Genomic DNA, 24,170 nt, shown 5'->3' with positions numbered 1-24,170 from the left:
AATCAAAAGCGCTCGTCGTCGTATGGGTTATCCATCGGTCCGTCGCCGAGCCCGTCGAAACCTTCTTTATCGAGTTCGTCGATATCGTATTCGGAATCGCCGTAGAAATCTTCACCTATTTCGGTGTTACCTGTTTTGGCGTCCATTTCGTCGAACGACATGATCTGAACAGGTGCTTCGCCGATAGATTTGCTGCATACGGCTTTGTCCAGATCTTTGCCTGGGATGATTTCACGGAGTTCCATGAAGAAAGCGCGTTCAGTCATATAATCGAAGACAAAAAGCAACTTCTGGTGTTCGTCTTCCAGAAGCTCTTCCAGACGTGTATCTTCCATTATATAATTGTCCACTTCGGAAGAAGTATCCATTTCAACCAATGTGATTTCCGTATTCTTGCTCCAGTCATCATCACAGATGAAGAAAGAACACATCTGGTCTTTTGTATACCCTACAGAATCCATAATGGCATTGTACAAATCCAGAAATGTTGCTTCTGAGTCGATCTTGATCTCACGTTTGAAGTCGTCAACTTCATCTGATAGAATTAAAAATCTAAATACCATAGTCGTTATTAGTTTTTTGTTGGTTCAAAAGTAGTAAAAAAAACAATGTGGCAATAAAATAATGTGCCAATATACCCCATAAAATTCATTCTTTCATTGGCACATTGGCACATTTTCAAATTGGCACATTATTATTCATCGATCGAACCTCTGACGATACCGCGCTGGGATGATTTGATGAAGTTCAGAATCAGATCCCGTTCTTCACTGGGCTCGTATTCGGTTTCGATGGCTTTCAAAGCTTCCGTATTGTTGAGGCCGCGTGTATAAAGCGTACGGTAGATATCCTGGATCAAGAATACCTGGCTGTTGGTAAATCCGCGACGGCGTAATCCTACGATATTGATACCACAGTACACGATCGGATCACGTCCGATCAGGGTATAAGGAGGAATATCTTTGCCGATCCGGGAACCGCCTTGTATCATGACGTGCTTGGATATACGGGAGAACTGGTGAACCAGGCTACCACCGCTAACGATGGCGAAGTCGTCGATCTCTACTTCTCCGGCTATCTGTGAAGCATTGCCGATAATGATATTATCTTTCAGCAAGCAATCATGGGCAATATGGGAATAGGCCATAATCAGGCAATTGTTGCCGACAACGGTTTTGCCTTTAGAGGCTGTTCCGCGATTGACGGTCACGCATTCGCGGAGAATGGTGTTGTTTCCGATTTCGGCAGTTGTAATTTCTCCTTTAAATTTCAGGTCTTGAGGGATACCGGCAATAACGGCTCCGGGAAATACCTGGCAATTATTGCCGATCCGGGCACCGTCTAAAATAGTCGCGTGCGAATAGATACGACAGTTGTCACCGATCACGACATCTTTTTCGATTACGGCGAAAGGGTCGACTGTTGTATTCTGACCGATTTTAGCTTCGGGATGAACGACTGCTAAAGGGGATATGTTCATAATGATTTATGATTTATTATTTATGATTTCGGATGTATGGTTTATCGTATCATGTCGTTACCATAAGTCATACATCTGAAATCATAAATCATTGATTTATTTATTTTTTACGATTTGTGCCATAAATTCGGCTTCGCTGACCAGCTTATCGCCTACGAATACATATCCTTTCATGGTTGAAATACCACGGCGGATGGGAGCCAGCAATTCCAAACGGAGGATCAGCGTATCGCCCGGAACGACTTTCTGGCGGAACTTAACGCCGTCGATCTTCATGAAATAAGTGGAATAGCGCTCCGGTTCGTCTACCGAATTCAGAACGAGCAATCCACCGGTCTGGGCCATCGCTTCAACTTGCAGTACACCCGGCATAACCGGTTCCTGGGGAAAATGACCTGTAAAGAAAGGTTCGTTGCTCGTGATGTTTTTCACACCTACGATATAGTTACCGCCGATTTCGATGATCTTGTCAACCAACAGGAACGGGTAACGATGCGGGAGCAGTTCGCGGATACGGTTGATATCCATTACCGGAGTGCTGTTCGGATCATAGACGGGAGCCTGAACTTCGTTCTGTTTGATGTCCTTGCGGATCATGCGTGCCAACTGGTTGTTGATCTTATGTCCCGGACGGGTAGCGATTACGCGGCCCCGGATCGGTTTGCCGATCAATGCCAGGTCACCGATCACATCGATCAGCTTGTGGCGTGCCGGCTCGTTGTCGAATACCAGCGGTTTATTGTTGATGTAGCCCAGGTCTTGTACGTCCTTATGCGGGATAGACAGCTTGTCGGCAAGATTGTCGAGCACCTCCTGCGATACTTTTTGGTCATAGATGACGATCGCATTGTCGAGGTCACCACCTTTGATCAGGTTATTCTGCAACAACATCTCTACTTCGCGGACAAACACGAATGTGCGGGAAGCAGCCAATTCTGTCGGGAATTCACTCAGGTCGTTCAGCGTGGCGAACTGGTTGGAAAGCACAGACGAATTGAAGGAAATCAAAACATTGACGCTAAACTTGTCGTCCGGCAAGATAATGAGGGATGAACCTGTTTCTTCATCCTTGACTTCAATCTTGTGCTTTACGATATAGTAATCCTTCGGTGCGTTTTGCTCTACGACACCGGCTTTCTGAATCTCTTCACTGAAAAAACGGGAACTGCCGTCGAGAATTGGAAATTCGGGTGCGTTCACCTCTATCAGGCAGTTATCTATTTCGTAGGCATATAAAGCTGCCATCGCATGTTCAATGGTGCTTACTTGGATTCCGTTTTTGGAAAGTACGGTTCCTCTCTGGGTCCCGGCTACGTTTTCAGCAACGGCATCGATTACAGGTTCTCCTTCCAGGTCAACACGTTTGATTTTGTATCCATGATTTTCGGGTGCAGGGTGGAAAGTAATCTGGATATCCAAGCCTGTATGCAACCCTTTTCCTTGCATAGAGAAACTCGTGGCAAGCGTCTTCTGTTTCTGCATACGATCTATATGATTTATGATTTATAATTTATGATTTGTTCATTGGCCATTGCGCGCATTGTCAACAGCCAATTTAAGTCGTTCTATCTCACGTCGCATCTGTCCCATCTGGCGGTACATATCCGGCAGGCGGTTGAAGATCGCGCTGGAGCGCATAAACGCTTTTGCGTTGATAGCCGGAGCACCTAACAGGGTTGCCGGTTCTTTTACATCGCTGATCACGCCGCATTGTGCACCGAATACCACATGGTCCGCCACATGGATATGTCCGGATAACCCGGCTTGGCCTCCGAACATGCAATGGCTGCCGATCTTTACGGAACCCGCAATGCCTACCTGGGCTGCCATGACCGTGTTTTCGCCGACTTCCACGTTGTGGGCAATCTGTACCAGATTGTCCAGTTTGACACCCCGGCGGATGATGGTCGAGTCCATAACGGCGCGGTCTATCGTGGTATTGGCCCCGATTTCGACATCGTCTTCCAGTACGACATTACCCAACTGGGGGATCTTCTTGTAGTTATCGCCTTCTGGAGCGAAACCGAAACCGTCCGACCCGATCACGCTTCCGGCATGCAGAATGCAGTTGTTGCCGATTACGCAGCCGTTGTAGATGGTCGCGTGCGGATAGACCGTACAGTTATCGCCAATGGTCACATGGTCGCCGATATAAGCGTGCGGATAAATGCGGCTGTTCTTGCCGATCTTCACGTCTTCGCCGATGTAGGCGAAGTTGCCGACATAACATCCTTCGCCGACCGTTGCCGAACCGGCGATGAACGCCGTAGCGTCTATACCTGCTTTTTTGACATTGGCCTGTTCCGCCATATTCAACAGTATGGCGAGCGAAGCATAAGCATTGGCAACCTTGACCAATGTGGCTTTTATCGGTTCGGCGGGAGTGAAATCATTGTTTACTAAAACAATGCTTGCTTCAGTTTGGTAGATAAAATGTTCATATTTGGGGTTTGCCAGAAAGGTCAATGTCCCCGGTTTACCTTCTTCTATCTTTGAGAAGTTGTTGACTTTCACTTCAGGATCGCCTTCGACGGTTCCACCTAAAACGCTCGCTATTTGTTGGGCTGAAAACTCCATTACTTAATCTTATTATATGTATTTCAAATGCAACTGCCCGGACTTGCTTCAAGGCAGTTTGCAAAAATGGTGAAAATTATTGGGATAGCCTATGCTTTACAGGGAATAATTCCTTTATCATGCAGATATCCTGCCATTTCGCGTTGTACGGCTTGGGCTGCTTCACGCGCTGCGGCGGCAAAATTCTCCGTTTTGTCTGCATATATGATAGCACGGGAAGAGTTTACCAGTAATCCGCACTGGTCGTTCATGCCGTACTGAGCCACTTCGGCGAGGCTTCCGCCCTGTGCGCCTACGCCCGGAACCAGCAGGAAGTGGTTGGGAGCGTGTTTGCGGATATCCAGGAACATTTTTCCCTGGGTAGCGCCTACCACATACATCATCTGTTCGTCTGTAGCCCAATCCTGCGACTTTTTCAATACCTTTTCGAACAGCCGTTCGCCGTTGGCATCTTCCGTCAACTGGAAATCGTGCGAGCCTTTGTTGGAGGTCAGTGCCAGCAGGATCACCCAGGCTTCCTGATAGATCAGGAACGGTTTCACGCTGTCTTCACCCATATACGGAGCGACCGTTACGGCATCCACCTTGATATGGTCGAAGAAAGAACGTGCATACATTTCGGAAGTGTTTCCGATGTCCCCGCGCTTTGCATCTGCAATGATAAACTGGTCGGGATAGTTTTCACGCAAGTAAGCGACAGTCTTTTCGAACGACAGCATCCCTTTTACGCCTAAACTTTCATAGAAGGCCAGGTTCGGTTTATAAGCCACGCAGTAATCGGCTGTCGCGTCGATAATCGCTTTGTTGAATGCGAAGATCGGATCTTCTTCTGACAATAGATGCTGCGGGATCTTCTTTATATCTGTATCGAGCCCCACGCAAAGGAAGGACTGCTTCTTCTTGATGTTTTCGAATAATTGCTGCTTGTTCATGTTGTTACGTGTAAAAAATTAGTCTAAAAATGATGTTATAGTTCAGACTCTTTCAGTCGTTCAGCGTTCTCGGCCACGATCAGTTGATCGAGGCATCCTTGTATATCCCCATCCATAAAGGCTGAAAGATTATAAATCGTGTAGTTGATGCGATGGTCGGTGATGCGTCCCTGCGGATAATTGTAGGTACGGATCTTCGCCGAGCGGTCGCCGGTGGAAACCATCGTCTTACGTTTGTTAGCAATGTCATCCAGATATTTCTGGTGTTCCTTGTCATATATAAACGAACGCAGGCGCGTGAGGGCGCGTTCCTTGTTCTTCGGCTGGTCGCGCGTTTCGGTACATTCGATCAGGATTTCTTCGCTTACGCCTGTATTCGGGTTCTTCCAGACATAGCGCAGGCGGACGCCTGACTCGACCTTGTTTACGTTCTGCCCTCCGGCTCCACCCGAACGGAACGTGTCCCATTTGATTTCGCCTTCGTTGATTTCCACGTCAAATTCGTCTGCTTCGGGGAGGACGGCAACGGTTGCTGCCGATGTATGCACGCGTCCTTGTGTTTCGGTAGCCGGCACGCGTTGTACGCGATGTACCCCCGATTCGTATTTAAGGGTCCCGTACACCTTTTCTCCGCTCACGGTAAAGATGATTTCCTTGAAACCGCCGGCCGCTCCTTCACTACAACTGGACAGGGCCACTTTCCAGCCTTTCATCTCGCAATACTTCACGTACATGCGATACAGGTCTCCGGCAAAGAGTGCGGCTTCGTCACCGCCCGTTCCGCCACGTATTTCGACAATGGCGTTTTTGTCGTCCTGCGGGTCGGCCGGTACGAGGAGCAGCTTGATCTCCTCTTCCAGTTCCGGAATGCGCGCTTCGCAGGCAGCCGCTTCTTCGCGGGCTATTTCTCTCATCTCCGGATCGGTTTCGGCCATCATCAGGCGGGCCTCTTCCAAGCCGTTGAGACATTGCATATATTCCTTACGGGCTTTTATGATTTCGTTCAGCTCCTTATATTCTTTCGTGAGCTTGACGTATCTTTTCTGGTCAGCGATGACGTTCGGGTCCGTGATGAGTGTCGATACCTCTTCGAAGCGCGATACCAATCCGTCCAGTTTCTCTAATAGCGTGTTATTCTCAGCCATATATGAACTCACCGAACTCGCTTTTAATAATCAGTTCCTTCTTGTCGCTTTCTTCTACACGGCCGACAACTTGTGCGTCGATATTGAATGATTTGCTGATGGCAATCACTTCTTCCGCATGCTCAGGAGAAAGGTAGACTTCCAGGCGATGTCCCATATTGAACACTTTGTACATCTCGTCCCAGGCCGTACCGCTCTGTTCCTTGATCGTCTTGAACAGTGGGGGAACGGGGAACATATTGTCCTTGACCACACGGCAATTGTTTCCGATGAAGTGCATTACCTTGGTCTGTGCGCCGCCTGAGCAGTGTACCATACCATGGATATTTGGGCGCAAGGCATCCAATAGTTTTTTGACTACCGGCGCATAGGTCCGCGTGGGAGAAAGCACCAGCTTGCCTGCGTTCAGCGGCGATCCCTCTACAGGGTCGGTCAGCTTCAAGCCACCGCTGTAAACCAGTTCGTCGGGGACAGCCTTGTCGAAGCTTTCCGGATATTTTTCTGCCAGGTATTTGGCAAAAACGTCGTGGCGCGCACTGGTTAGCCCGTTGCTGCCCATGCCTCCGTTATATTCTTTCTCGTAAGTGGCCTGTCCGAAAGAAGCCAGCCCGACGATCACGTCGCCCGGACGGATGTTCGCATTGTCGATCACGTCGGCACGTTTCATGCGGCAGGTAACCGTGCTGTCGACGATGATGGTACGGACCAGGTCGCCTACATCGGCCGTCTCGCCGCCTGTAGCATAGCATCCGACTCCCATTTCGCGAAGTTCGGCCAGCAGTTCGTCAGTCCCGTTGATGATGGCGGAGATCACTTCACCCGGAATCAGCAGCTTGTTGCGTCCGATGGTGGAGGAAACCAATATGTTGTCTACGGCGCCCACGCACAGCAGGTCGTCGATATTCATTATCAAAGCATCTTGCGCGATACCTTTCCATACGGACAAGTCTCCGGTTTCTTTCCAGTACATATAAGCCAAAGATGACTTGGTTCCGGCTCCGTCGGCATGCATGATGTTGCAATATTCAGGATCGCCTCCCAGAATGTCGGGAATGATCTTACAGAATGCTTGGGGAAAGATTCCCTTGTCGATGTTCTTTATTGCGTTGTGAACATCTTCTTTCGAAGCGGATACACCGCGTAGATTATAACGTTGGTCACTCATTGTTTTTGTGAATTTGTCTGCAAAGATACTATTTTTTGTCTTACTTATCTAAGTTTTAGCACATCTCCTTCTTCCGGAATATAATCTTTGTGCTTTTTATTCATCTTATATAAGCTCTTGATCTGTATTCCGTATTTCTGTGCGATGCTGTGCATGGATTCGCCTACCTGTACGACATGGTCATAATTCGGCTTGTCTGCTTTCTTCTTTTTCTTTTCCAGGTAAACGATGTCATTTTTCTGTAACGGAAAATCTTCCGGCACCTCGTTGTATTTCTTCAGGTCTTTTACCCGGAAGCCGAGACTGGCGGCTATGTCGTCGAAGCAGTCTTTGCCGTTGGAATAGACATACAGCAGGCCGTTTGTACGGTAGACTGTATAGCGGGAGATGTGTGCCGGTTGCTTGTCTGACTTTTTACGGCCTTTTGCCGTGTCATACCGGTACAGGTCATAATCTTCGATCAGCTTGATCAGCCGGTTGGCGTAGGCTCGGTCTGTTGCGTATCCGCATTTTTGCAAACCTCTTGCCCAACCTTTATAGTCGGTTATTTTAAGTTTGAACAGAGAGGCATAACGGGGACGGCCGACCAGAAAACGGGCGTGGTCTTCGTAAGACTGTTCCGGATTCTTATATTTGCGGAAACATTCTCCGCGCAGGTCATCGTCGTGATAGACACGCCCACCCCTCCAGTCGGAATGACATTTGATGCCGAAGTGGTTGTTCGATTTGCGTGCCAGCTCGCTTCGCCCGGCTCCCGACTCCAATAACCCTTGTGCAAGCGTGATACTTGCAGGGATACGGTACTTTTTTTGATGCTGGATCGCTAAACTGCTGTATTGTTTGATATACTTTTCGTATGCCGGCACTTTCCGTTGGCTGGCTCCGAGTGCCGTTCCGGTAACGGACAGCACCAACAACAGGGAAAGGATTCGTAATGTTAATCGCATGACTGATTCGTTGTATGTAATTATATTTAACGGCAAAGATAATTAATTTGTTTTACATCATTGTCATAGTCTTGTGGCGGGGGTGGGGTGGGAGGCTGCATTATAATTGGGCAGATATGGATCATAAATGATGATTGGTCACCATGTTATTTATAAATAAGGATTATGCGGATTTCCGATTCGGCTTCACCTGTCTTTGAAATCTTTTGATTGTTATGGGGTACAAGGGTGAAGGTAAACATCCGGACTGCCTTCACCTCAGGATTTTGCCTTCACCATTATCTCGTCCTGATTTAGGTTGACCATGTCGCTCTGATTCGTTTCCACTACTATATATTTAAATGAAAGATAGGAGTTTACAGCTATTACTACCGCTCTTTAACCTTTCGCCCTTGGTCGAAAAGGCTTTTGACATTGGTCGAAAGTGTTTTTGACCAAGGGCGAAAGCCTTTTCGACTAAAGGCAAAAGGTTAATGAATGGGCTGTTTGACAATAGAAACATGGCTATTGTTTATCACGAATGTATTTGGGCTTTCTCTATATTTTCTTTATTTTTGCTTGTATCATTTAGAGTGTTATTTCATGAAAGAAATCAAGTTGGAGACAAAAATCCGGATTTATTCTCTTGCCGAACTACCGGAAGAAGAGTCGCGGTTAATGGAGGCGGCCATAAAAGCGACGGGACAATCGTATGCCCCTTATTCGAAGTTTCATGTCGGAGCGGCAGCTTTGCTGGAGGACGGCACGATCATAACCGGCAGTAATCAGGAGAATGCCGCTTACCCTTCCGGTCTGTGTGCGGAGCGGGTGGCGTTGTTTCATGCCGGCCATCAATATCCGGATATGCCTGTTGTCGCTCTTGCCATTGCAGCCGCCACGAATGGCCGGCAGGTCGAGAGCATTTCTCCTTGCGGTGCATGCCGCCAGGTTTTGTTGGAGGCGGAACAACGCTATGGCAAGCCGATGAAGGTCTTGTTGTGCGGCACGAAAGAGGTTGTGGTGGCGGAGAGTGCCGAATCACTGTTGCCGCTTTGTTTTGGGGCGAAAGATCTGAAATAAAAAAGAAGAGCGCTATCGTAAACAACGGGCGCTCTTCCTTTTTTATATTTGGTTATTGTTTGTCCGAGATCAGATTCCTAACGAAGCCTTTATCGCTTCGATCTTTTCTGCTCCTGCTTTTTCGGCAGCCGGCAGTTCGTCGAGGCTCTTTACTTTGGAATGGACTTCGCAATAGAACTTGATCTTCGGCTCCGTGCCGGAAGGACGGATAGATACTTTCGTTCCGTCTTCAGTGAAATATTGGAGAACGTTGGAGGTTGTCGGCATATCCAATGTCAGTGTTTCGTTTTCAACATAGTCTTTACCTTTCAGGGAAGCGTAGTCGTAGAATAACGTAACTTTGGAACCGGCGATTTCCTGCAACGGGTTTTCACGGAAGTGTTTCATCATCGCTTCAATCTCTTCAGCGCCGCTCTTGCCTTTCTTTACAACGGAGATTCCTTTTTCTTTAGAGAAACCATACTGAACGTAGATGTTCTGTAATAACTGGTACATCGTGATACCCTGGTCTTTCGCCCAGGCTGCGATTTCAGCCAGAATGGCACAAGCAGAAACGGCATCTTTGTCGCGAACGAAATCTTCGCATAGGAAGCCGTAGCTTTCTTCACCGCCACCGATATAGTTCTTCTTTCCTTCGTTCTTCTTCATGACATCGGCGATCCATTTGAAGCCGGTGTAAACGTCATACACTTCGACACCGTTCTTCTCGGCGATCGTACGGATCAGTTCGGTCGTAACGATTGTCTTGACAATATATTCCTTGCCGTTGATCTTACCGAGTTCTTTCCAGCGGGTGATGAGATAGTAGACGAACATCAAAGCGGTCTGGTTACCGTTCAGCAATACCCATTCGCCTTCGTTGTTCTTAACGGCTGCACCTACTCGGTCTGCATCCGGGTCGGAAGCCAATACCAGCTCGGCGTCTGTTTCCTTGGCCTTTTCAACTGCCAGAGCCAAAGCCGCCGGTTCTTCCGGGTTGGGAGAAACAACGGTAGGGAAGTCGCCGCTTACTACGTCCTGTTCGGGTACATGGATGATATTCGTGAAACCGAATGCTTTCAATGTCGGCGGGATAACCGTCACGCCTGTTCCGTGGATCGGCGTGTAGACGATCTTCATGTCATGGTGACGTGCGATGGATTCCGGTGACAAAGAAATCTTTGTCAGGTCGTTGATATATTGTTCATCGATTTCCTTGCCGATGATTTCGATCAGTTCCTTGTTGCCTTTGAACTTGATTTCGCTGGCATTACGGATTTTGTTGACTTCGGCAATCGTATTCTTGTCATGCGGAGCGATCATCTGGGCGCCATCGTCCCAATACGCCTTGTACCCGTTATATTCTTTCGGGTTGTGCGAAGCGGTCAGGATAATACCGCTCTGGCATCCCAACTTGCGGATGGTATATGACATTTCAGGGGTCGGGCGAAGGTCTTCGAACAGATACACCTTGATGCCGTTTGCAGAGAAAATGTCGGCAGAGATTTCAGCAAATTTGCGGCTGTTGTTACGGCAGTCATGGCCGATGACAACTTTGATCTGGTCCAGATCGGCAAATTCCTTTTTCAGATAGTTGGATAAGCCTTGTGTGGCTGCTCCTACCGTGTAGATGTTCATACGGTTTGAACCTACTCCCATGATGCCTCTCAAACCGCCTGTGCCGAATTCCAGGTCTTTGTAGAATGATTCGATCAGTTCCGTCGGATCTTCGTTGTCTAATAGAGCCTGCACCTGTGCACGTGTTTCAGCGTCATAACTTTTAGTAAGCCAGCTTTGCGCCTTGCTTCTTACCATTTCTAACAGTTCCTTGTTTTCCATGACCTATATGTCTTGCTTTTAATTTAAAGAAATCCTGATTTTGAAATTAACAAAGGTACAAATAAATTGATAATTTCCAAGATTCAGGCTTTTTATTTACCAGACAAAAGAATACTTGTATTCCGACCGGTTTCCGGCTGCATCCGTAACGGTTAGTTTGAGGGTGTGTTTCCCTTTTTTGAGCCGTTCTTTATCGAACTTGTAGGTAATGACCGATTTGCTGTTCATTTCGAACAGGACGTACTGCCCGTCTATTTCTCCCCGGTAGGTTTGTACGCCGCTCAGGTTATCGGACAGGCGGAAAACGAATGCCTGCTTGCTGATCCATGTGTTGGCGCCCAACGGGGTGATCGTCGGTGCTTTGAGATCTTGCCCGACCGTATAATTGCCAAGTTCTTTGATCGTGCCGTCGATCCAGCCGTTCCGGTAAGTGCCGCCGATCCAGGATCGACGTCCTTTCTGAGTGCGGATGATACCATATTGCTGCTTGTTTTCCAGCGTGTCGACTCGTAAACGCAAGGACAGCCGGGCCGAGCTGTGAAGCGGAACGGGGCGGTTATGCAGGATGTGCGTGTCTGCCAATGCCGTGCTGTCTTCTTTTACCGAATAACGGAAATAAAGATCGTCGTACAGGTTTCCTTTCGGGATCGTCATCCGGATACCTTTTGCTCCGAACCGGTTGTCGGCCATCCAATGAAACAGCTCTGTACCTTCGGTCTCGATCTCTGGAATCTCCTGTTCTTTCCCTTCTATCCAAACGGAGAGGCGAGTTGTGTTGCCGAATGCATCGGCGAGCGTATACGTGAGATGATACGTTTTCTCTTCTTCTATATGGATGATTCCCCGGTTGATGCTTTCGTTAAAACGGAGGCGGTTACCTGGTTCTACGAAGCTGCGCATATAAAAGGAGCGACGCTCTTTCCATTCCTCATAATCGACATAGCTGTTCAAGTAGCGGGTCTCGTCGAAAGCAAAGCGGTCCAGGTTGCTATGGTAGATGATCTGGCTGTCTTGGCGGAGGGTAATATCCTTCACTCCGTAGATATTTGTCGTATTATCCATATAATCGTAGGCTTTGACCGCAAGCCCGATTTCTCCCCAAGCTTCGATCTTACCGGTGATGGTTTGTTTGCCGTTTTTGGCCGTGACCGGTTTTAGCTCCAGTTTACGGCTGCTGCCGTTGACCACTCCTTTGCCTGGTTGCGGGCAGACCAGGATTCCCTGTATTTTCGGTGCGCGGGTGTCGGTTATCTTCTCTTTGAAATATTCGATAGGATCGAGTACCTCTTCACTTTCCGTGTCGCGTACTTCGAAGTGGAGATGCGGGCCTCCCGAACTTCCGGTGTTTCCGCTATAGGCGACAATTTCTCCTTTTTTGACCGGGAGTTGGTCCGGGTCGAGGAACAAGTTCACGTTGAAGCTTTCCTGTTCGTATTGCTGTGTCTTGATATATCGGGCGATGGAAGGGGCGAATCGTTGCAAATGACCGTAGACGGTTGTCGTTCCGTCCGGATGTGTCAGGTATAAACCGTTTCCGTATCCCCACGGACTGACGGATATACGTGATACGTATCCGTCCTGTACGGCGTGGATGGGCTTCCCTTCAACTCCTTGTGTCTTAAAATCTATTCCGGAATGGAAATGATTGTTGCGCAACTCCCCGAAGTTACCGCTCAACAAGATCGGGAAATCGAATGGCTGGCGGAGTTGTTGGGCGCTTATTGTCTGTATGAAAAAAAACAGTATGGCGATATATAGTTTGTACATATTCTATCTGTATTTAAAAAACAAAAGTAATCATTTATTTCAATAGTAGAAAGTCGACGATCAAAGGGAGATGGTCGCTGTAGCCACCTTCGTATTTGAAGCCATAGTAGGTGCGGAAAGGGCGTTCGCCACGCCAGGTTTTATCTTTTATGAGCAGGAATGACGGTGAAAAGATGCGGGCGCTTCCTGGGATGAGCTGCATCTGGGAGGTGGTGTCGGTGAGAGAGGACGACAGGATGATTTGATCTAACTGGCTCCATTCCCCTTGATATTTATGACTTCCAGGAGGAACTGACCGGTTCTTGGCAAACAGGTTGTATAGAAGGAGAGATGGATAAGCATTCGTCCGAGGTTTCATAGGCATGGAACCTGAACCGGACAGGCATGGAACCTGAACCGGATGGGCATCCAGTATTTCCCGGATGCTCGTGTCGTCCGGCGTATCATTAAAATCTCCCATAATCAGGATGTGTGGGGCAGGACGGAGGTTGTGGATCGAGTCGCATAATGTACGCAGGGTACGTGCGGCATCCAAACGGTCCGGTTCGCTTTCTTTTTCTCCTCCGTAACGGGAGGGAAAATGGCAGACAAAGACATCGATCCGGTCTCCGGTAATCACATCTCCCCATACATGCAGGATATTACGGGTATGTTTATGCTGCTTGCGGGTAAAACGGACTGGATGTTCCGTGTGTCCCTGATAGCGAAACTTGTCCCGCTGGTAAAGAAATGCTACATTAATCCCTCGCGTGTCTTGTCCGTGTGTCATGCAATAACGGTAATGCTGCCGACGGAGCGGAGTGAAATCCAGAAGCCGGACAAGGACGGAATCGTTTTCGACTTCACAAAGTCCGATCAAAGCCGGAGTGCTCCATTCTCCCGCTGCTGTGATGACTTTTGCCAGTTGTTGTAGTTTATGGTAAAACCGTCCGGACGTCCAGTGGCGGTTGCCGGAGGGGAGGAAATCATTGTCCGCCGTAAGCGGATCGTCTTTCGTGTCGAACAGGTTCTCGACGTTGTAGCTCATCACGCGGAAGTCTGTTTGCCCTTGTGAAGGCAAAGAAAACAATGTCAGGATAAAAAACGTCATAGTTAAGGTTCTGGCCATATCGTTTTATTTTGTTTCATCTTCTTTCGGTACGAATTCGTAGGCTCCGATATCGGGACCGTCGTTTGTCAGGCGGTTTATGCCGTAGCGGTCCACCGGATATTGCTGCGTGACGAAGATATCGGCTTTCCCAACTCCTAAGGTCGTCAGCGAATCCGGACGGAAATCAAAACGGTATTTGTTTTTTTCGCCACCTTTTAACCTGTAGGACGGACTGGTATTGGTGAACAATACCTCTTTGAAGTGGTCATTGTTGCTGCCATTCGTTTTGATTACGCAATGGTTGAACAGGTATTCGAATGATGCCGCACCGTCGACGGATAGATTGAGTTCCCCTTTATATGCTTCTTTGCCAGCATCGAAACTGCCGTCGATGATGCAGTTGTCGAATGTCGCTTTGAGCGGATAAGCCTCTTCATTCGCATTGTTTGCCATCGTGAGGCAAGGCGTGGTCCGTTTTTCCAATGTCATGAAATTGGCAAGCGTACAATGGACGAAACAGTAGTTCCCGCCAATCAGAACCACGACACCTCCTCCGGCATTGGTCAATTCCGTGTTGGTCACTTCAATCTTGCAATTGCGTGCAGAGAATAGGTGCTCTCCCATATTCGTGATTTGGGAATTGCTTAGTTTCAGTTTGGATTCGTCCGGTGACGACTTTTCGAATGTCAGTCCTGTTTTTCCGTTTCGCACGATGACATTGTCCATAATGTTATGGTAGCTTTCCGGACGGAAGAAAATCCCTCCCCATTGTGATGGTGTCCGGTCGTAGGGCAGGATGTCGTTCAGTATGAAATCCAGACGGTCTCCGCGGAAGACAATCGGATTTTCGCGTGTCCCTTTGGCCAGCAATGTCCCGTATGTGATGACTTTCGCTGTGTCGTGCATATAGAACGTTGCGCCCGGATCGATGTTGAGCGTGATGTTGGGAGAAATAACCAGACTGTCATATATAAGGTAGGGCCGTTCGGCTGTAAAATGCGTGTCTTGTGTCAGGATAAGCCCGTTTTTATACAGGTTTACATTTTGTCCGTATGCTTCGAGGCGGACAGACTGTTTGACTCCGTTTGTGGTGAAGATGATGGAATCGTCCACCAGCAGCGGCTGGTTGGATGCGTTCGGATTGACGGTCACTTCCACAAAAACATACAAGCTGTCGTCCGCCTGTATCCTTACATTCTGGAAATGGTCGCCTTTGCGCCCGTCCACATTGATGCGGAAACCGGTTTCTTCACCGCTTGCCAGCATGATCTCGCTGATCAGCAAAGGTTGGTCATTGCGGTTATAGATCATGAACTCTTTGGTTGCGGAGCCTATTGTGGTGAATACCGTATCGAAAGAAAGTGTGTCGACCGAGAAACTCAGCCGATGGTTGGGGTTATTCGAATAGTTTTCGTCCAGCCCGTCACACGACAACAGGTTGAGCACTATAAAGAATAATATGAATAACGGAGCGGCTAATTTTTTCATTTCATTAATTATTAATAGTCCAGGTAAACTGTTATTTACCATATAATGTCAATAAGAAAACAAATTTATTATAAATAAGTTTTCGGGCATTAACATAAAAAAAGAGGAAAAACATCTGTTGAATGTTAATCCTCTTTTATAACGAGAAATGTATCGATTTATTTTGCAGGGATGTTCTTTAATAGTTCGAGTAAGTGAGACCACCACAATCCAACGGTATCAATCTGTATGCGTTCGTTGGGGGAATGGACATCCCGAAGCGTCGGTCCGAATGAGATCATATCCAGATTCGGATATTTTTCTAGGAACAAGCCGCATTCCAGTCCTGCATGGATCGCCATTATTTTTGCATCTTTGTTAAACAAACGTTTATAGGTCTCTTGTGCCACTTTCAGGATCTTTGAATCCGGGTTAGGCGCCCAACCCGGATAGCCGTCGCCGTGAGTTACCTGTGCACCGGCTAACTTGAAAACAGATGCGACCTGGTTGGCAATCATGTTCTTGCAAGACTCGATGGAGCTGCGCTGGCTTGTGCCGACAATGATTGTGCTGTCATCTCCCATCTTGACAGAAGCCAGGTTGGTGGAGGTTTCCACCAGCCCTTCGATGTCGTGGCTCATGCCGATCACGCCATGCGGGCAGGCATGTAAAGCCAAAATCAGTTTTTCGGCATCATAGTCGCTGATGTATTTGTCCGGACGGTCGGTCGATGCCATTGTTATCTGTACGTTCGGGTCTACATGTTTCAGTTCGTTTTCGATATCTGCTGTGAAATGGTTCAGCAGAATACGGGCTGCTTCCTTTTCTTCCGGATACAGGCCGATGGTCGCTTGCGCTTCGCGGGCGATAGCGTTGCGGAGGTTACCGCCGTGGATGAAGCAAAGGTTGAAATCGGCTTGATTTTTCAACAGGTACAGGTAGCGCACCAGAATCTTGTTGGCATTGCCCAACCCTTTGTGTATTTCGCCACCGGAATGTCCGCCGTTCAAGCCTTTCACTTCGATTTTGAAGTATTGCATGTTCGGATTGGTGTCACGCGGTTCGTAATGGAACACCGCTTGCGTATCTTTGCCGCCTGCGCATCCCATAAAGATTTCACCTTCGTCTTCGCTGTCGAGGTTCAGCAGGATATCGCCTGTCATGAATCCTTTTTCGAGTGCTCTGGCTCCGGTCAGCCCGGTTTCTTCATCTACGGTGAAAAGGCATTCGATCGGTCCGTGCTCGATATCATCGGACGCGAGGATCGCCAGTTCGGCGGCTACACCGATGCCATTGTCGGCACCCAGAGTCGTACCGTTGGCGCGAAGCCAGTTTCCGTCGACGATTGTTTCGATCGGATCGTGGTCGAAATCATGTGCGGTTCCATTATTCTTTTCGCAGACCATGTCCATGTGGGATTGCAAAACGACTGTCGGCAGGTTTTCTTTGCCGGGAGTAGCCGGTTTAGACATCAGGATGTTGCCTACGGCATCTTTTTTGATTGCTATTTTATACTGTTTGGCGAATGATTCAAGAAACTCGATCATTTTTCCCTCCTTCTTTGAAGGACGGGGCACTTGTGTTACCTGGTGGAAGAACTTCCAGACGATTTCAGGCTTTAAATCAGTAATCTTCATAATGTTACAATGTATTATAGATGTTACTCTATAGTTAATAATACCACTGCAAACAGGGGGTTGTATGAAAAAAAGTACAATTAAATATCAAAAACATACTTTCCAATCACTTAAACTCTTATATTTGCGTCCACAAATATAGAGAAAATGCTTACAACGTTATTGATTACTGTCATAATTCTTGTTATTTGTGTTGTGTTGCTCAGTGTAAAAGTGATTTTCAAAAAGGGAGGGAAGTTTCCGAATACACACATTGAAGGTAATGCGGCACTAAGGGAGAAAGGTATATGCTGTGCTAAAACCCAGCATAGGAGAGATAGTTTGAGGAAGAATCTATATGATAAGATAAAAGAAATAGAAGAATAAAATAAAATAAAGATTTAATTTACACTTTATGAAGAACATTAACTACGTTATTAATGGTGTGCTCGCGGTAGCTGTCATAATCCTGTTTGTTATGCAGTTTTCCAGTAAAAAAGAATCCACAGTAGCTCCGGCTTTCACAACGGAGGGAGATTCTACCAATCTGCTCCCTGTGGCATATGTAAATGTAGACTCTCTTTTATCGAATTACAACTATTCGAAAGATTTGAATGAACGTATTCTCAAGATGCAGGAAGACTATCGTTTAGATATGACTCAGCGGTCAAATGCCTTACGGACAGAATTAAATGATTTCCAACGTAAATATGAAGCCAATGCTTTCCTTACTACGGAAAGAGCGCAGCAGGAAGGAAACCGTTTGCAGAAAAAGCAGGAGGAACTTCAGAACTATGCGGCTAAGAAAGAACAAGAGTTGGCTGCCAAGCAGATGGAGCTGAACGGACAGCTTCGCGATACGATCGTTGCCCAGTTGACGACTTTTAACCAGACAAAAGGCTATCAGATCATTTTCAGCAATACAATGGGTGACAACATTTTGTTATCTAATCCGGCATACGACATCACTGCCGAATTTCTCGAAGTGCTGAATAAGAACTACTCTTCCGGTAAATAAGGAATAAAACATATAGATATATACGAAAGGGCTGTCCCGCACGGGGCAGCCCTTTTTGATTGTGGCCCTAAGGATTCCTTGGGGGGGATAATGCTATGCATTAGACCTTGTAACCCTATGCTTTAGCTATTGCAAAGCTATGCTTTACGGCAAGCGAAGCATGCTTGTTTTTGTTTACCTTTGTTTGGACTTCCGGAGTTTCTTCTTGATCCAGAAATAGTAACCGGTTATGGCAAAGACAGCCCCTAAGAGTGAAACCAGACAGCTTAATATCCGGGTTGTCAATCCTCCCCATGTTCCGGCATGAACGGAATAGATCCATCCTCTTATTTTGGCGGATTTAGGGAGGTCCTTGTATAATTGAATTTCAGTGATCTTGCCGGTAGCCGGGTCAAAGGAATAACGGTCGCTTCCTCTTGTATTTCCATAGGTAGCGGTAGAAACGGTTGCTGATCCGTCTTGGATGGAGATCGATTTATATTCCGGATAACGGCTTTGTAAATCGGCCAAGACTTCGGCCCATTGTGTGTAATCGGTTTTGGGATGTTTCTTCGAACCTCTTTCACCTGCTGTTTTTGGGGGGACGGCAGATGTCGGAGCGTGCGTCTGTTTAGATGTTGTGCTGATGCCGAACGCGGTATAGAACGCGTCACGATACCAACCGAACGACCAGGTTAGACCAGTCAATGCCAGGATAAGCAAAAGTAAAGCTGCATAGAAACCTCCGGAGACATGTAGATCGTACAGGAAGCGGAACCAGCCGGCTTTTGTTTTGATTTTGAGCCGGTTTTTCAGTGCTTTCTTGTTTCTCGGATACCAGATGACAAGACCACTTATGATAATAATGGCCAGTACCAGGGTTGAATATCCGACAATAGTTTTACCCCAAGCGAAACTTCCATCCCGTTTATATTCGTCCAACAGCCAACGGTGAAGGCGCATTATCTTCATGAAGAACCCTTTTCCATCGTCTATGCCGGTAATTTCTCCGGTGTAGGGATTGATAAAGCAAGCAGCCTTTTTTCCGGGTAAAATCAGTTGGTAGGTCCGTTTGGGGTCGGAGGAAACCCGTATCCCGTTTATTTTGATGGAATCGGGAAGTTGCTCGCGGGCAGTATCCATGAGCGTGGCCGGTGAAAGTGGTTCGCTTTTTATCTCTTTGACAAAATAGCGGGAAGGATAGCAAAACTCCAGTATCTCCGCTTCGAATACCAGGATTGCTCCTGTCAGGCAGACGATCGCGATGATGATACCAAAAGGTATCGATAACCATAAATGTATTTTCGCAAAGAACTTTTTCATTTTCCGAATAATTGTTTTATCCCGTCGTATATTCCCGGAATTGCGACCGTTCCGTGATTTTCTTCGGGAAATGATTTACTAAAAAATTGCAGTTTTTGAGCTTGCGGTAATATCTCCGATAGGAGATAGTTGACCTTGTTGAGGTGAATATCCACCCGGTCAGTCCGTTTTTGGGAAGCAACACCGATATACAGGCTCTTCCCTGTAAAATCCTTACCTTGGATAAGCGAGGCGGCTTCTTCTGCCAGCTTTCCCTGGTCCCACCACAGGCTGGGGTCGAGGGCTAAATAGATATCGAATAATTCCGTATGGCGCAAAAACGTGTTTACGGTAAAAAGCCCGGAATAGGAGTGCCCGATTAACATGTTTAGTCCGTTTGTCCGGTATGTACTGTCGATTACGGAACGAAGTTCTTCCGTTAGGAAACGTCTGAATGTTTCACTTCCACCACCTTGTGGAATAGCGCCCGGAGAGGTTTTCCCGCTTCGTCCGGCAGCAGAGGCCGTAGGAGTAAAGTCGCGTGTCCGGTCCGTGCTTATTACCCCGGCGATGATGCAGGACGGAAGATATTTTCCTTTGACCGTAGAGAGCGTTTGGCTGATACCGACCAATGAATGGAAAAAAGAGCCTCCGTCGAGTAGATAGATGACGGGATAATTCTGTGTCGTATCCCGATCGTAGTTTTGAGGCAGATATATCCAATAGTCCCGTTCCTCCTGTAAAAAGGCAGAGTAGAGTGAGTATCGTTTCCCGATACAAATATCCTCCTGGCTCCGCATGGTCAGCGGGAGCAGGAGGAATATCAGAAAGAATTGAATTCTAATCATTGTTGGTTGTTAGTTCTGTGAAGTTGCAGCCGCCAACTTGCCGATACCGGTTATTTGGGTTGCTTCGACTGTTACACCTTTTGTAGCACTGGCGTTAACCGGGTCGATCTTGTAGATTGCTGGGTTCCCGTCGGTCGTCGTTACAGCGATGTAAGCCTTGCCGTTTTCAACATGTATCGTGTTTCCGAAACCGGAAATTATATCGGTTGAAGGAAGTCCGCTTACGTAAGTCAATTTTTCGGCTCCGGCTTTGAATACGGCCAACTGATTTGCGGTATAGCCTGTTTCACTGAAAGGACGGTCATACATCAGCAACAAGAAATAATCTTCTGTTATATGCCAGCTGCGAAGGAAGGAGTTGCCGTTGCTCTGTGCCTCCAGGTTGCAGTAGTAATCGTCGAAATCTTCGCTTCCGTTCGGGATGCGCACCACACCGGCCGGCAAGTTGGTCTGTTGGCGCGGGTCGATCATCGTTTTGGCATATGATGGTGAGAATACATAGATGTCGCCATTATCGGCGGCCCAAATCATTTGGTAATATTGCGATTTGAAACGGCCGCAAGCGTAACTGATTTTATCAGTCTTGATGATTTTCTTATTTGTAAATGTTTCATCGTCGAAGATGGCGACCCAACAGGAATTCGGATACTGTGTCCACAATAGCTCGTCTTTTTCGTAAGCGCTACTGTTCGAACCACCGGATTCGGTTTTCACCAAGTCTTCGTTACCCGGCAGAATCCATTTCCCGTTTCCGTCTTTTGTCCCATACTGGCTTAATCCCATCGGTACGGCTACGCTATAGATCTTGCTGTTATGTTCCAAGATACCTGCCAGCGTTACATATTCGCCATTGCCCAGGAAGTTTTCGGACAGGTAGGCTTTGTTCTTTGTGTCGTTGTCCGTTTTTGTCTCGGCTGCGACATCTAAAAGAGAGACCAGGAATGACTGGGGGACGTAGCCGTTCTCGTCCGCCCATTCCGTCGGACCGTCACCCGAAGAAAGAGTCATGATATACTTGTCATAAATGCCGTAAGTCGTAAATCGTTTGACCTTATAGCTTTGTGAGCGGGTTTCAAGTTCTCCGTCCGCATTCAGGATATACGAGCGTGTGTCCCCCGCATTTCCCTGATTGTAAGTCAGGCCGTACAAATACTGGTCTTTATAGAAAACCCATTGTGTGGCTCCGTCATTCACGAGGCCGTTGTTCAATGTCGTGATGGTCCCTTCGTCCACACTCTCGGCTGTAAGCAGTACGTTGGTCGTATTTCCGGATGCCGTTGTAGAAGCAGGGATTACGAATGTGTTTTTTGTTTCGCCTTTTCCTCCTTCGTCCGGTGCCGGGATCTCGTTGTCACTACAGGAAGTAAACAGTCCACCCGTCAGCATAACTGCGGCAATACCGGTTAATAAATGATTCTTTTTCATCTTGCAATAAATGTATTTATATTTAGTAACTGTGATAATTGAATTAATTTCCGAAATAAACTCTTACTTTACCGTAGAAAGCGCGTCCGGCTTTCTGCAAACTAAAATTATCGTACAAGTTTTCGTTTGTAAAGTTGCGGCACTCTAACGACACGTTGTACCGTCCGTTCTGAAGGCTGTAGGAAAGAGTTAGATTATGGGAGAACTGATTCGGTACGACATAGTCATTGTTTTTCGATCCGATAGCAGACGAATAGTAAGTAAAGCTATGCAGGTATTGATTGTCGTAAGTAACAGTCAGCACATTGCCTTTTTTCCAAAGATTACGCCAGTAGAACGATATGTCGGAATCCGCAAACCGGTAGGGAAGGTTAGGCATCCGTTCTCCATAGGCCAGGTTTTCGGCACTGCTGGTAATGGAGGTTTTCATTTTGTCGCGTACGTCCATTTGGGTAAAGTTACCGCCTACGCTCACCCAGTTTGCGAAGTTGTAGCGGATGGACAGATTAAATCCCTTTGTCTCGACTTTGCCGTAGTTGATATAGGTTGCCGCTTGCTTGCCGCCACTCAGATCTGTGATGTTACGTTGTATGTAGTCTTTCGTATTGCGGTAGACCACTCCACCTTCCACATACAAGGTATGTTTTCCGAATGTCTTGTTGTAGCTCAGGTTGAGGTTTATATTGTCGCTATTTTCCGGTCGGATGCTCAGTTCGCCCATTTCCAGGTCTTCGTCACCGAACATCTCTTCGATGGTCGGCAGGCGATAAGCTTTTTCGTAAGACAGCTTGGCTTGCAGGCCTGTCAAGATGAAGTAGGTTCCGGCCGCCCCGTATCCGAATGAGTTGACAGAACGTGTTTTGCGTACGTATTCGTCCTGCGTGCTTGATGTTGCCATCGGGCCTGCTACAAATTGGTTGTAGTATTTTCCGAAAGCGGAAAAGTTCCAGTGTTCGGACGGCATCAACCGGTAGGAAAGGCCTGAAATGTTTTTACGGGTTTCTTTGGCAATGGCGCTTTTCATCTCTTCGGCTGCAAGCAGGGAGGTATTGGAGCGATGGAAAGTGTTCAGCACATGATTGAAGGTAAATGTATGCATTTTACCGACCCGGTAATTGAGTGTCAATGTGCCGTTCCAGTTATTGTTGTCTGCCCGTGAATGCTGTCTTGACTGTTCTCCGGCGGAGTTCATCAGGTGCTTTTCTCCACGCCAGTTGTATTCATAAGAAGAAGTGTCTACGTTGGTTGTCAGGTTTTTATTGTAGTTGGCAGTCAGCACGATGTCCAGCCCTTTTGTGAACAGATCGCGTTTGCCATATTCCAGTGAGGGCATCAGAGAGTGTCCTTTGCGGTGTTTTTGCCCGTAAACGATTTCCTGGCGCACACCGGTCTGTATGTCCTGATACATATTCGAATAGGTAAAACCCAGCAACAGGCGGTCCGCCCATTTCTTGTCTACGATCCCCAGTTTGCCGATGACGGCTTCATTGTGGTAGGTATCGTTGAAACGTTTCACCCGTTCCTTCTTGCTTCTGTCGATGCTTCCGGTCTCGAAGTTTTCTACCGGAGCGTTCACGTAGTAATCATTATCCGAATAGTTTTGGAAAGCATTGATTTCGTAGGTGAATCCGTTTTTGAACGTCTGTCCGAAATTCACGTAAGACTTGTGCGTATTGAAAGAGCCATAGGAATAGGAGGCATCTAAAAACCATCTGTCCCGCTTCTTTTTAGTGATGATGTTGATCACGCCTCCGATTGCATCCGTACCGAAGCCTACCGGGACCACGCCTTTGTAGATTTCGATGCGTTCGGCAAAGTTGACCGGGATGTTGTTCAGCCCGAACGAACTTCCCACACCTTCCTGCGGCACGCCGTCGATAAATATTTTTACGTGCTTGCCACTGAAACCGTCCAGCGTAAGTTGCATGTCCGAACCGACCCCCCCGGATTCACGAACCTTCATTCCCGGAGCTTTCGCCAGTGCTTCGCTCAAGCTTTTGTTGGAATTTTGCAGTTCTTTCGTATCAAGTGCTACGGCATTGAATGCCGAACGTTTCAAACGGCTTATTCCGTTTGAGACAACGACCACTTCGTCCAGTTCCGTCGATTGCGGAGTAATGGTGATATTCTGTCTGGCCCTTTCTCCACCGGTAAGTTTCACCGGTTTCTCAACAGTCTTGTAACCGATGGCAGATACGACTAACGTGTAGTCGCCAGCCGGAGCTTTCAGATGGTAAATACCTTGTTCGTTGGTTGTTCCGCCGTATGTGGTACCTTTCAGGTAGACCGTTGCGAAATCAACGGTTTCTTTTTCCGTGGATATGATTTTACCTGAGATCATCGCCCTGTCCTGAGCGGAGGCGGATATTACAGCCAAGAGGAATATGAATAAGCCGGAAATTTTTAGAATAGTCGCTTTCAATTTATAAAGAGTTTTGTATCGTTAATAAAACGCTGCAAAGTTCCTTATAAATAGAAAGCGCATCAATCGCGGATTTTAGGTAATTTTATTGTCCCTGTAATTGTAATTTAGAC

General features: G+C 47.3%; 19 protein-coding genes. 2 read left to right on the top strand and 17 right to left on the bottom strand.

Annotated elements, in window-relative coordinates:
- Positions 1 to 2: 2 nt before the first annotated feature.
- From NQ542_RS09270 to NQ542_RS09235, 8 genes are all read right to left on the bottom strand, one after another.
- The gene (locus NQ542_RS09270; protein WP_005635922.1) at positions 3 to 563 is read right to left on the bottom strand and encodes an IS1096 element passenger TnpR family protein; all 561 of its coding nucleotides are present in this window, start codon (positions 561 to 563) and stop codon (positions 3 to 5) included.
- A gap of 131 nt (positions 564 to 694) precedes the next feature.
- Positions 695 to 1,480, bottom strand: a complete 786-nt coding sequence (gene lpxA, locus NQ542_RS09265; RefSeq protein ID WP_005635926.1) for an acyl-ACP--UDP-N-acetylglucosamine O-acyltransferase — start codon at positions 1,478 to 1,480, stop codon at positions 695 to 697.
- A gap of 96 nt (positions 1,481 to 1,576) precedes the next feature.
- A complete protein-coding gene (locus NQ542_RS09260; RefSeq protein WP_005635929.1) occupies positions 1,577 to 2,962 on the bottom strand; it encodes a bifunctional UDP-3-O-[3-hydroxymyristoyl] N-acetylglucosamine deacetylase/3-hydroxyacyl-ACP dehydratase in 1,386 nt (461 codons plus the stop codon).
- A gap of 39 nt (positions 2,963 to 3,001) precedes the next feature.
- Positions 3,002 to 4,057 (bottom strand): UDP-3-O-(3-hydroxymyristoyl)glucosamine N-acyltransferase, encoded by a 1,056-nt coding sequence (lpxD, locus tag NQ542_RS09255; RefSeq protein ID WP_005635930.1) that lies wholly within the window; start codon positions 4,055 to 4,057, stop codon positions 3,002 to 3,004.
- Between the two features lie 89 nt (positions 4,058 to 4,146).
- Positions 4,147 to 4,989 (bottom strand): orotidine-5'-phosphate decarboxylase, encoded by an 843-nt coding sequence (gene pyrF / locus NQ542_RS09250; RefSeq protein WP_005635931.1) that lies wholly within the window; start codon positions 4,987 to 4,989, stop codon positions 4,147 to 4,149.
- A gap of 35 nt (positions 4,990 to 5,024) precedes the next feature.
- Positions 5,025 to 6,134, bottom strand: a complete 1,110-nt coding sequence (gene prfA, locus NQ542_RS09245; protein ID WP_005635933.1) for a peptide chain release factor 1 — start codon at positions 6,132 to 6,134, stop codon at positions 5,025 to 5,027.
- Positions 6,127 to 7,299 (bottom strand): AIR synthase-related protein, encoded by a 1,173-nt coding sequence (locus NQ542_RS09240; protein WP_005635935.1) that lies wholly within the window; start codon positions 7,297 to 7,299, stop codon positions 6,127 to 6,129. Before NQ542_RS09240 ends, prfA begins: the two co-directional genes overlap by 8 nt.
- Before the next feature lie 44 nt (positions 7,300 to 7,343).
- Positions 7,344 to 8,246, bottom strand: coding sequence for a glucosaminidase domain-containing protein (locus NQ542_RS09235; RefSeq protein ID WP_005635936.1), 903 nt, complete (start codon positions 8,244 to 8,246; stop codon positions 7,344 to 7,346).
- Between the two features lie 582 nt (positions 8,247 to 8,828).
- On the opposite strand from NQ542_RS09235, the gene cdd reads away from it, so the two are divergent.
- On the top strand, positions 8,829 to 9,305 hold the full coding sequence (gene cdd, locus NQ542_RS09230) for a cytidine deaminase (protein ID WP_005635939.1): 477 nt from the start codon (positions 8,829 to 8,831) through the stop codon (positions 9,303 to 9,305).
- A gap of 69 nt (positions 9,306 to 9,374) precedes the next feature.
- On the opposite strand, the gene NQ542_RS09225 is transcribed toward cdd, so the two are convergent.
- The 5 genes from NQ542_RS09225 to NQ542_RS09205 all read right to left on the bottom strand — a co-directional run bounded on the left by NQ542_RS09225 (position 9,375) and on the right by NQ542_RS09205 (position 17,084).
- Complete coding sequence (locus NQ542_RS09225) at positions 9,375 to 11,123, bottom strand: phospho-sugar mutase (RefSeq protein ID WP_005635940.1); 1,749 nt, start codon at positions 11,121 to 11,123, stop codon at positions 9,375 to 9,377.
- A gap of 96 nt (positions 11,124 to 11,219) precedes the next feature.
- Positions 11,220 to 12,890: a M23 family metallopeptidase gene (locus NQ542_RS09220; protein ID WP_005635941.1), complete on the bottom strand. Its 1,671-nt coding sequence runs from the start codon at positions 12,888 to 12,890 to the stop codon at positions 11,220 to 11,222.
- A 34-nt stretch (positions 12,891 to 12,924) separates the two neighbouring features.
- A complete protein-coding gene (locus tag NQ542_RS09215; protein ID WP_005635942.1) occupies positions 12,925 to 13,998 on the bottom strand; it encodes an endonuclease/exonuclease/phosphatase family protein in 1,074 nt (357 codons plus the stop codon).
- A 6-nt stretch (positions 13,999 to 14,004) separates the two neighbouring features.
- Positions 14,005 to 15,468, bottom strand: a complete 1,464-nt coding sequence (locus NQ542_RS09210; protein WP_005650999.1) for a hypothetical protein — start codon at positions 15,466 to 15,468, stop codon at positions 14,005 to 14,007.
- A 158-nt stretch (positions 15,469 to 15,626) separates the two neighbouring features.
- Positions 15,627 to 17,084: an aminoacyl-histidine dipeptidase gene (locus NQ542_RS09205; protein WP_005635944.1), complete on the bottom strand. Its 1,458-nt coding sequence runs from the start codon at positions 17,082 to 17,084 to the stop codon at positions 15,627 to 15,629.
- A gap of 394 nt (positions 17,085 to 17,478) precedes the next feature.
- Between NQ542_RS09205 and NQ542_RS09195 the strand changes: the two genes are divergently transcribed.
- Entirely contained in the window at positions 17,479 to 18,081 is a 603-nt protein-coding gene (locus NQ542_RS09195) for an OmpH/Skp family outer membrane protein (protein ID WP_005635946.1), read from the top strand.
- A gap of 174 nt (positions 18,082 to 18,255) precedes the next feature.
- Here NQ542_RS09195 and NQ542_RS09190 read toward each other — a convergent pair whose 3' ends face one another.
- The 4 genes from NQ542_RS09190 to NQ542_RS09175 are packed head-to-tail and all read right to left on the bottom strand — an operon-like array spanning position 18,256 to position 23,976.
- Positions 18,256 to 19,383 (bottom strand): PepSY-associated TM helix domain-containing protein, encoded by a 1,128-nt coding sequence (locus NQ542_RS09190; RefSeq protein WP_005635947.1) that lies wholly within the window; start codon positions 19,381 to 19,383, stop codon positions 18,256 to 18,258.
- Positions 19,380 to 20,210 carry an alpha/beta hydrolase gene (locus tag NQ542_RS09185; RefSeq protein ID WP_005635948.1) on the bottom strand — a complete coding sequence of 277 codons (831 nt, stop codon included), beginning with the start codon at positions 20,208 to 20,210 and terminating at the stop codon, positions 19,380 to 19,382. Before NQ542_RS09185 ends, NQ542_RS09190 begins: the two co-directional genes overlap by 4 nt.
- A gap of 9 nt (positions 20,211 to 20,219) precedes the next feature.
- Complete coding sequence (locus NQ542_RS09180) at positions 20,220 to 21,635, bottom strand: DUF4374 domain-containing protein (RefSeq protein ID WP_005635949.1); 1,416 nt, start codon at positions 21,633 to 21,635, stop codon at positions 20,220 to 20,222.
- Positions 21,636 to 21,678: 43 nt separating this feature from the next.
- Positions 21,679 to 23,976 carry a TonB-dependent receptor gene (locus NQ542_RS09175; protein WP_227945720.1) on the bottom strand — a complete coding sequence of 766 codons (2,298 nt, stop codon included), beginning with the start codon at positions 23,974 to 23,976 and terminating at the stop codon, positions 21,679 to 21,681.
- Between the last annotated feature and the right edge of the window lie 194 nt (positions 23,977 to 24,170).

This window comes from Parabacteroides merdae ATCC 43184 (genome assembly GCF_025151215.1).
Classification (GTDB): domain Bacteria; phylum Bacteroidota; class Bacteroidia; order Bacteroidales; family Tannerellaceae; genus Parabacteroides; species Parabacteroides merdae.
Note: the sequence above shows the minus strand (reverse complement) of the source record. Positions and strands in the feature narration are given on the sequence as shown.

What these genes read in the sequence shown, in the direction of transcription:
- NQ542_RS09260 (WP_005635929.1), bottom strand. Translation starts at nt 2,962, where the DNA reads ATGCAGAAACAGAAGACGCTTGCCACGAGTTTCTCTATGCAAGGAAAA.
- NQ542_RS09195 (WP_005635946.1), top strand. Translation starts at nt 17,479, where the DNA reads ATGAAGAACATTAACTACGTTATTAATGGTGTGCTCGCGGTAGCTGTC.
- lpxD (WP_005635930.1), bottom strand. Translation starts at nt 4,057, where the DNA reads ATGGAGTTTTCAGCCCAACAAATAGCGAGCGTTTTAGGTGGAACCGTC.
- NQ542_RS09175 (WP_227945720.1), bottom strand. Translation starts at nt 23,976, where the DNA reads ATGATCTCAGGTAAAATCATATCCACGGAAAAAGAAACCGTTGATTTC.
- NQ542_RS09270 (WP_005635922.1), bottom strand. Translation starts at nt 563, where the DNA reads ATGGTATTTAGATTTTTAATTCTATCAGATGAAGTTGACGACTTCAAA.
- cdd (WP_005635939.1), top strand. Translation starts at nt 8,829, where the DNA reads ATGAAAGAAATCAAGTTGGAGACAAAAATCCGGATTTATTCTCTTGCC.
- NQ542_RS09205 (WP_005635944.1), bottom strand. Translation starts at nt 17,084, where the DNA reads ATGAAGATTACTGATTTAAAGCCTGAAATCGTCTGGAAGTTCTTCCAC.
- lpxA (WP_005635926.1), bottom strand. Translation starts at nt 1,480, where the DNA reads ATGAACATATCCCCTTTAGCAGTCGTTCATCCCGAAGCTAAAATCGGT.
- NQ542_RS09185 (WP_005635948.1), bottom strand. Translation starts at nt 20,210, where the DNA reads ATGATTAGAATTCAATTCTTTCTGATATTCCTCCTGCTCCCGCTGACC.
- NQ542_RS09190 (WP_005635947.1), bottom strand. Translation starts at nt 19,383, where the DNA reads ATGAAAAAGTTCTTTGCGAAAATACATTTATGGTTATCGATACCTTTT.
- NQ542_RS09210 (WP_005650999.1), bottom strand. Translation starts at nt 15,468, where the DNA reads ATGAAAAAATTAGCCGCTCCGTTATTCATATTATTCTTTATAGTGCTC.
- prfA (WP_005635933.1), bottom strand. Translation starts at nt 6,134, where the DNA reads ATGGCTGAGAATAACACGCTATTAGAGAAACTGGACGGATTGGTATCG.
- NQ542_RS09215 (WP_005635942.1), bottom strand. Translation starts at nt 13,998, where the DNA reads ATGGCCAGAACCTTAACTATGACGTTTTTTATCCTGACATTGTTTTCT.
- NQ542_RS09180 (WP_005635949.1), bottom strand. Translation starts at nt 21,635, where the DNA reads ATGAAAAAGAATCATTTATTAACCGGTATTGCCGCAGTTATGCTGACG.
- NQ542_RS09220 (WP_005635941.1), bottom strand. Translation starts at nt 12,890, where the DNA reads ATGTACAAACTATATATCGCCATACTGTTTTTTTTCATACAGACAATA.
- pyrF (WP_005635931.1), bottom strand. Translation starts at nt 4,989, where the DNA reads ATGAACAAGCAGCAATTATTCGAAAACATCAAGAAGAAGCAGTCCTTC.
- NQ542_RS09240 (WP_005635935.1), bottom strand. Translation starts at nt 7,299, where the DNA reads ATGAGTGACCAACGTTATAATCTACGCGGTGTATCCGCTTCGAAAGAA.
- NQ542_RS09225 (WP_005635940.1), bottom strand. Translation starts at nt 11,123, where the DNA reads ATGGAAAACAAGGAACTGTTAGAAATGGTAAGAAGCAAGGCGCAAAGC.
- NQ542_RS09235 (WP_005635936.1), bottom strand. Translation starts at nt 8,246, where the DNA reads ATGCGATTAACATTACGAATCCTTTCCCTGTTGTTGGTGCTGTCCGTT.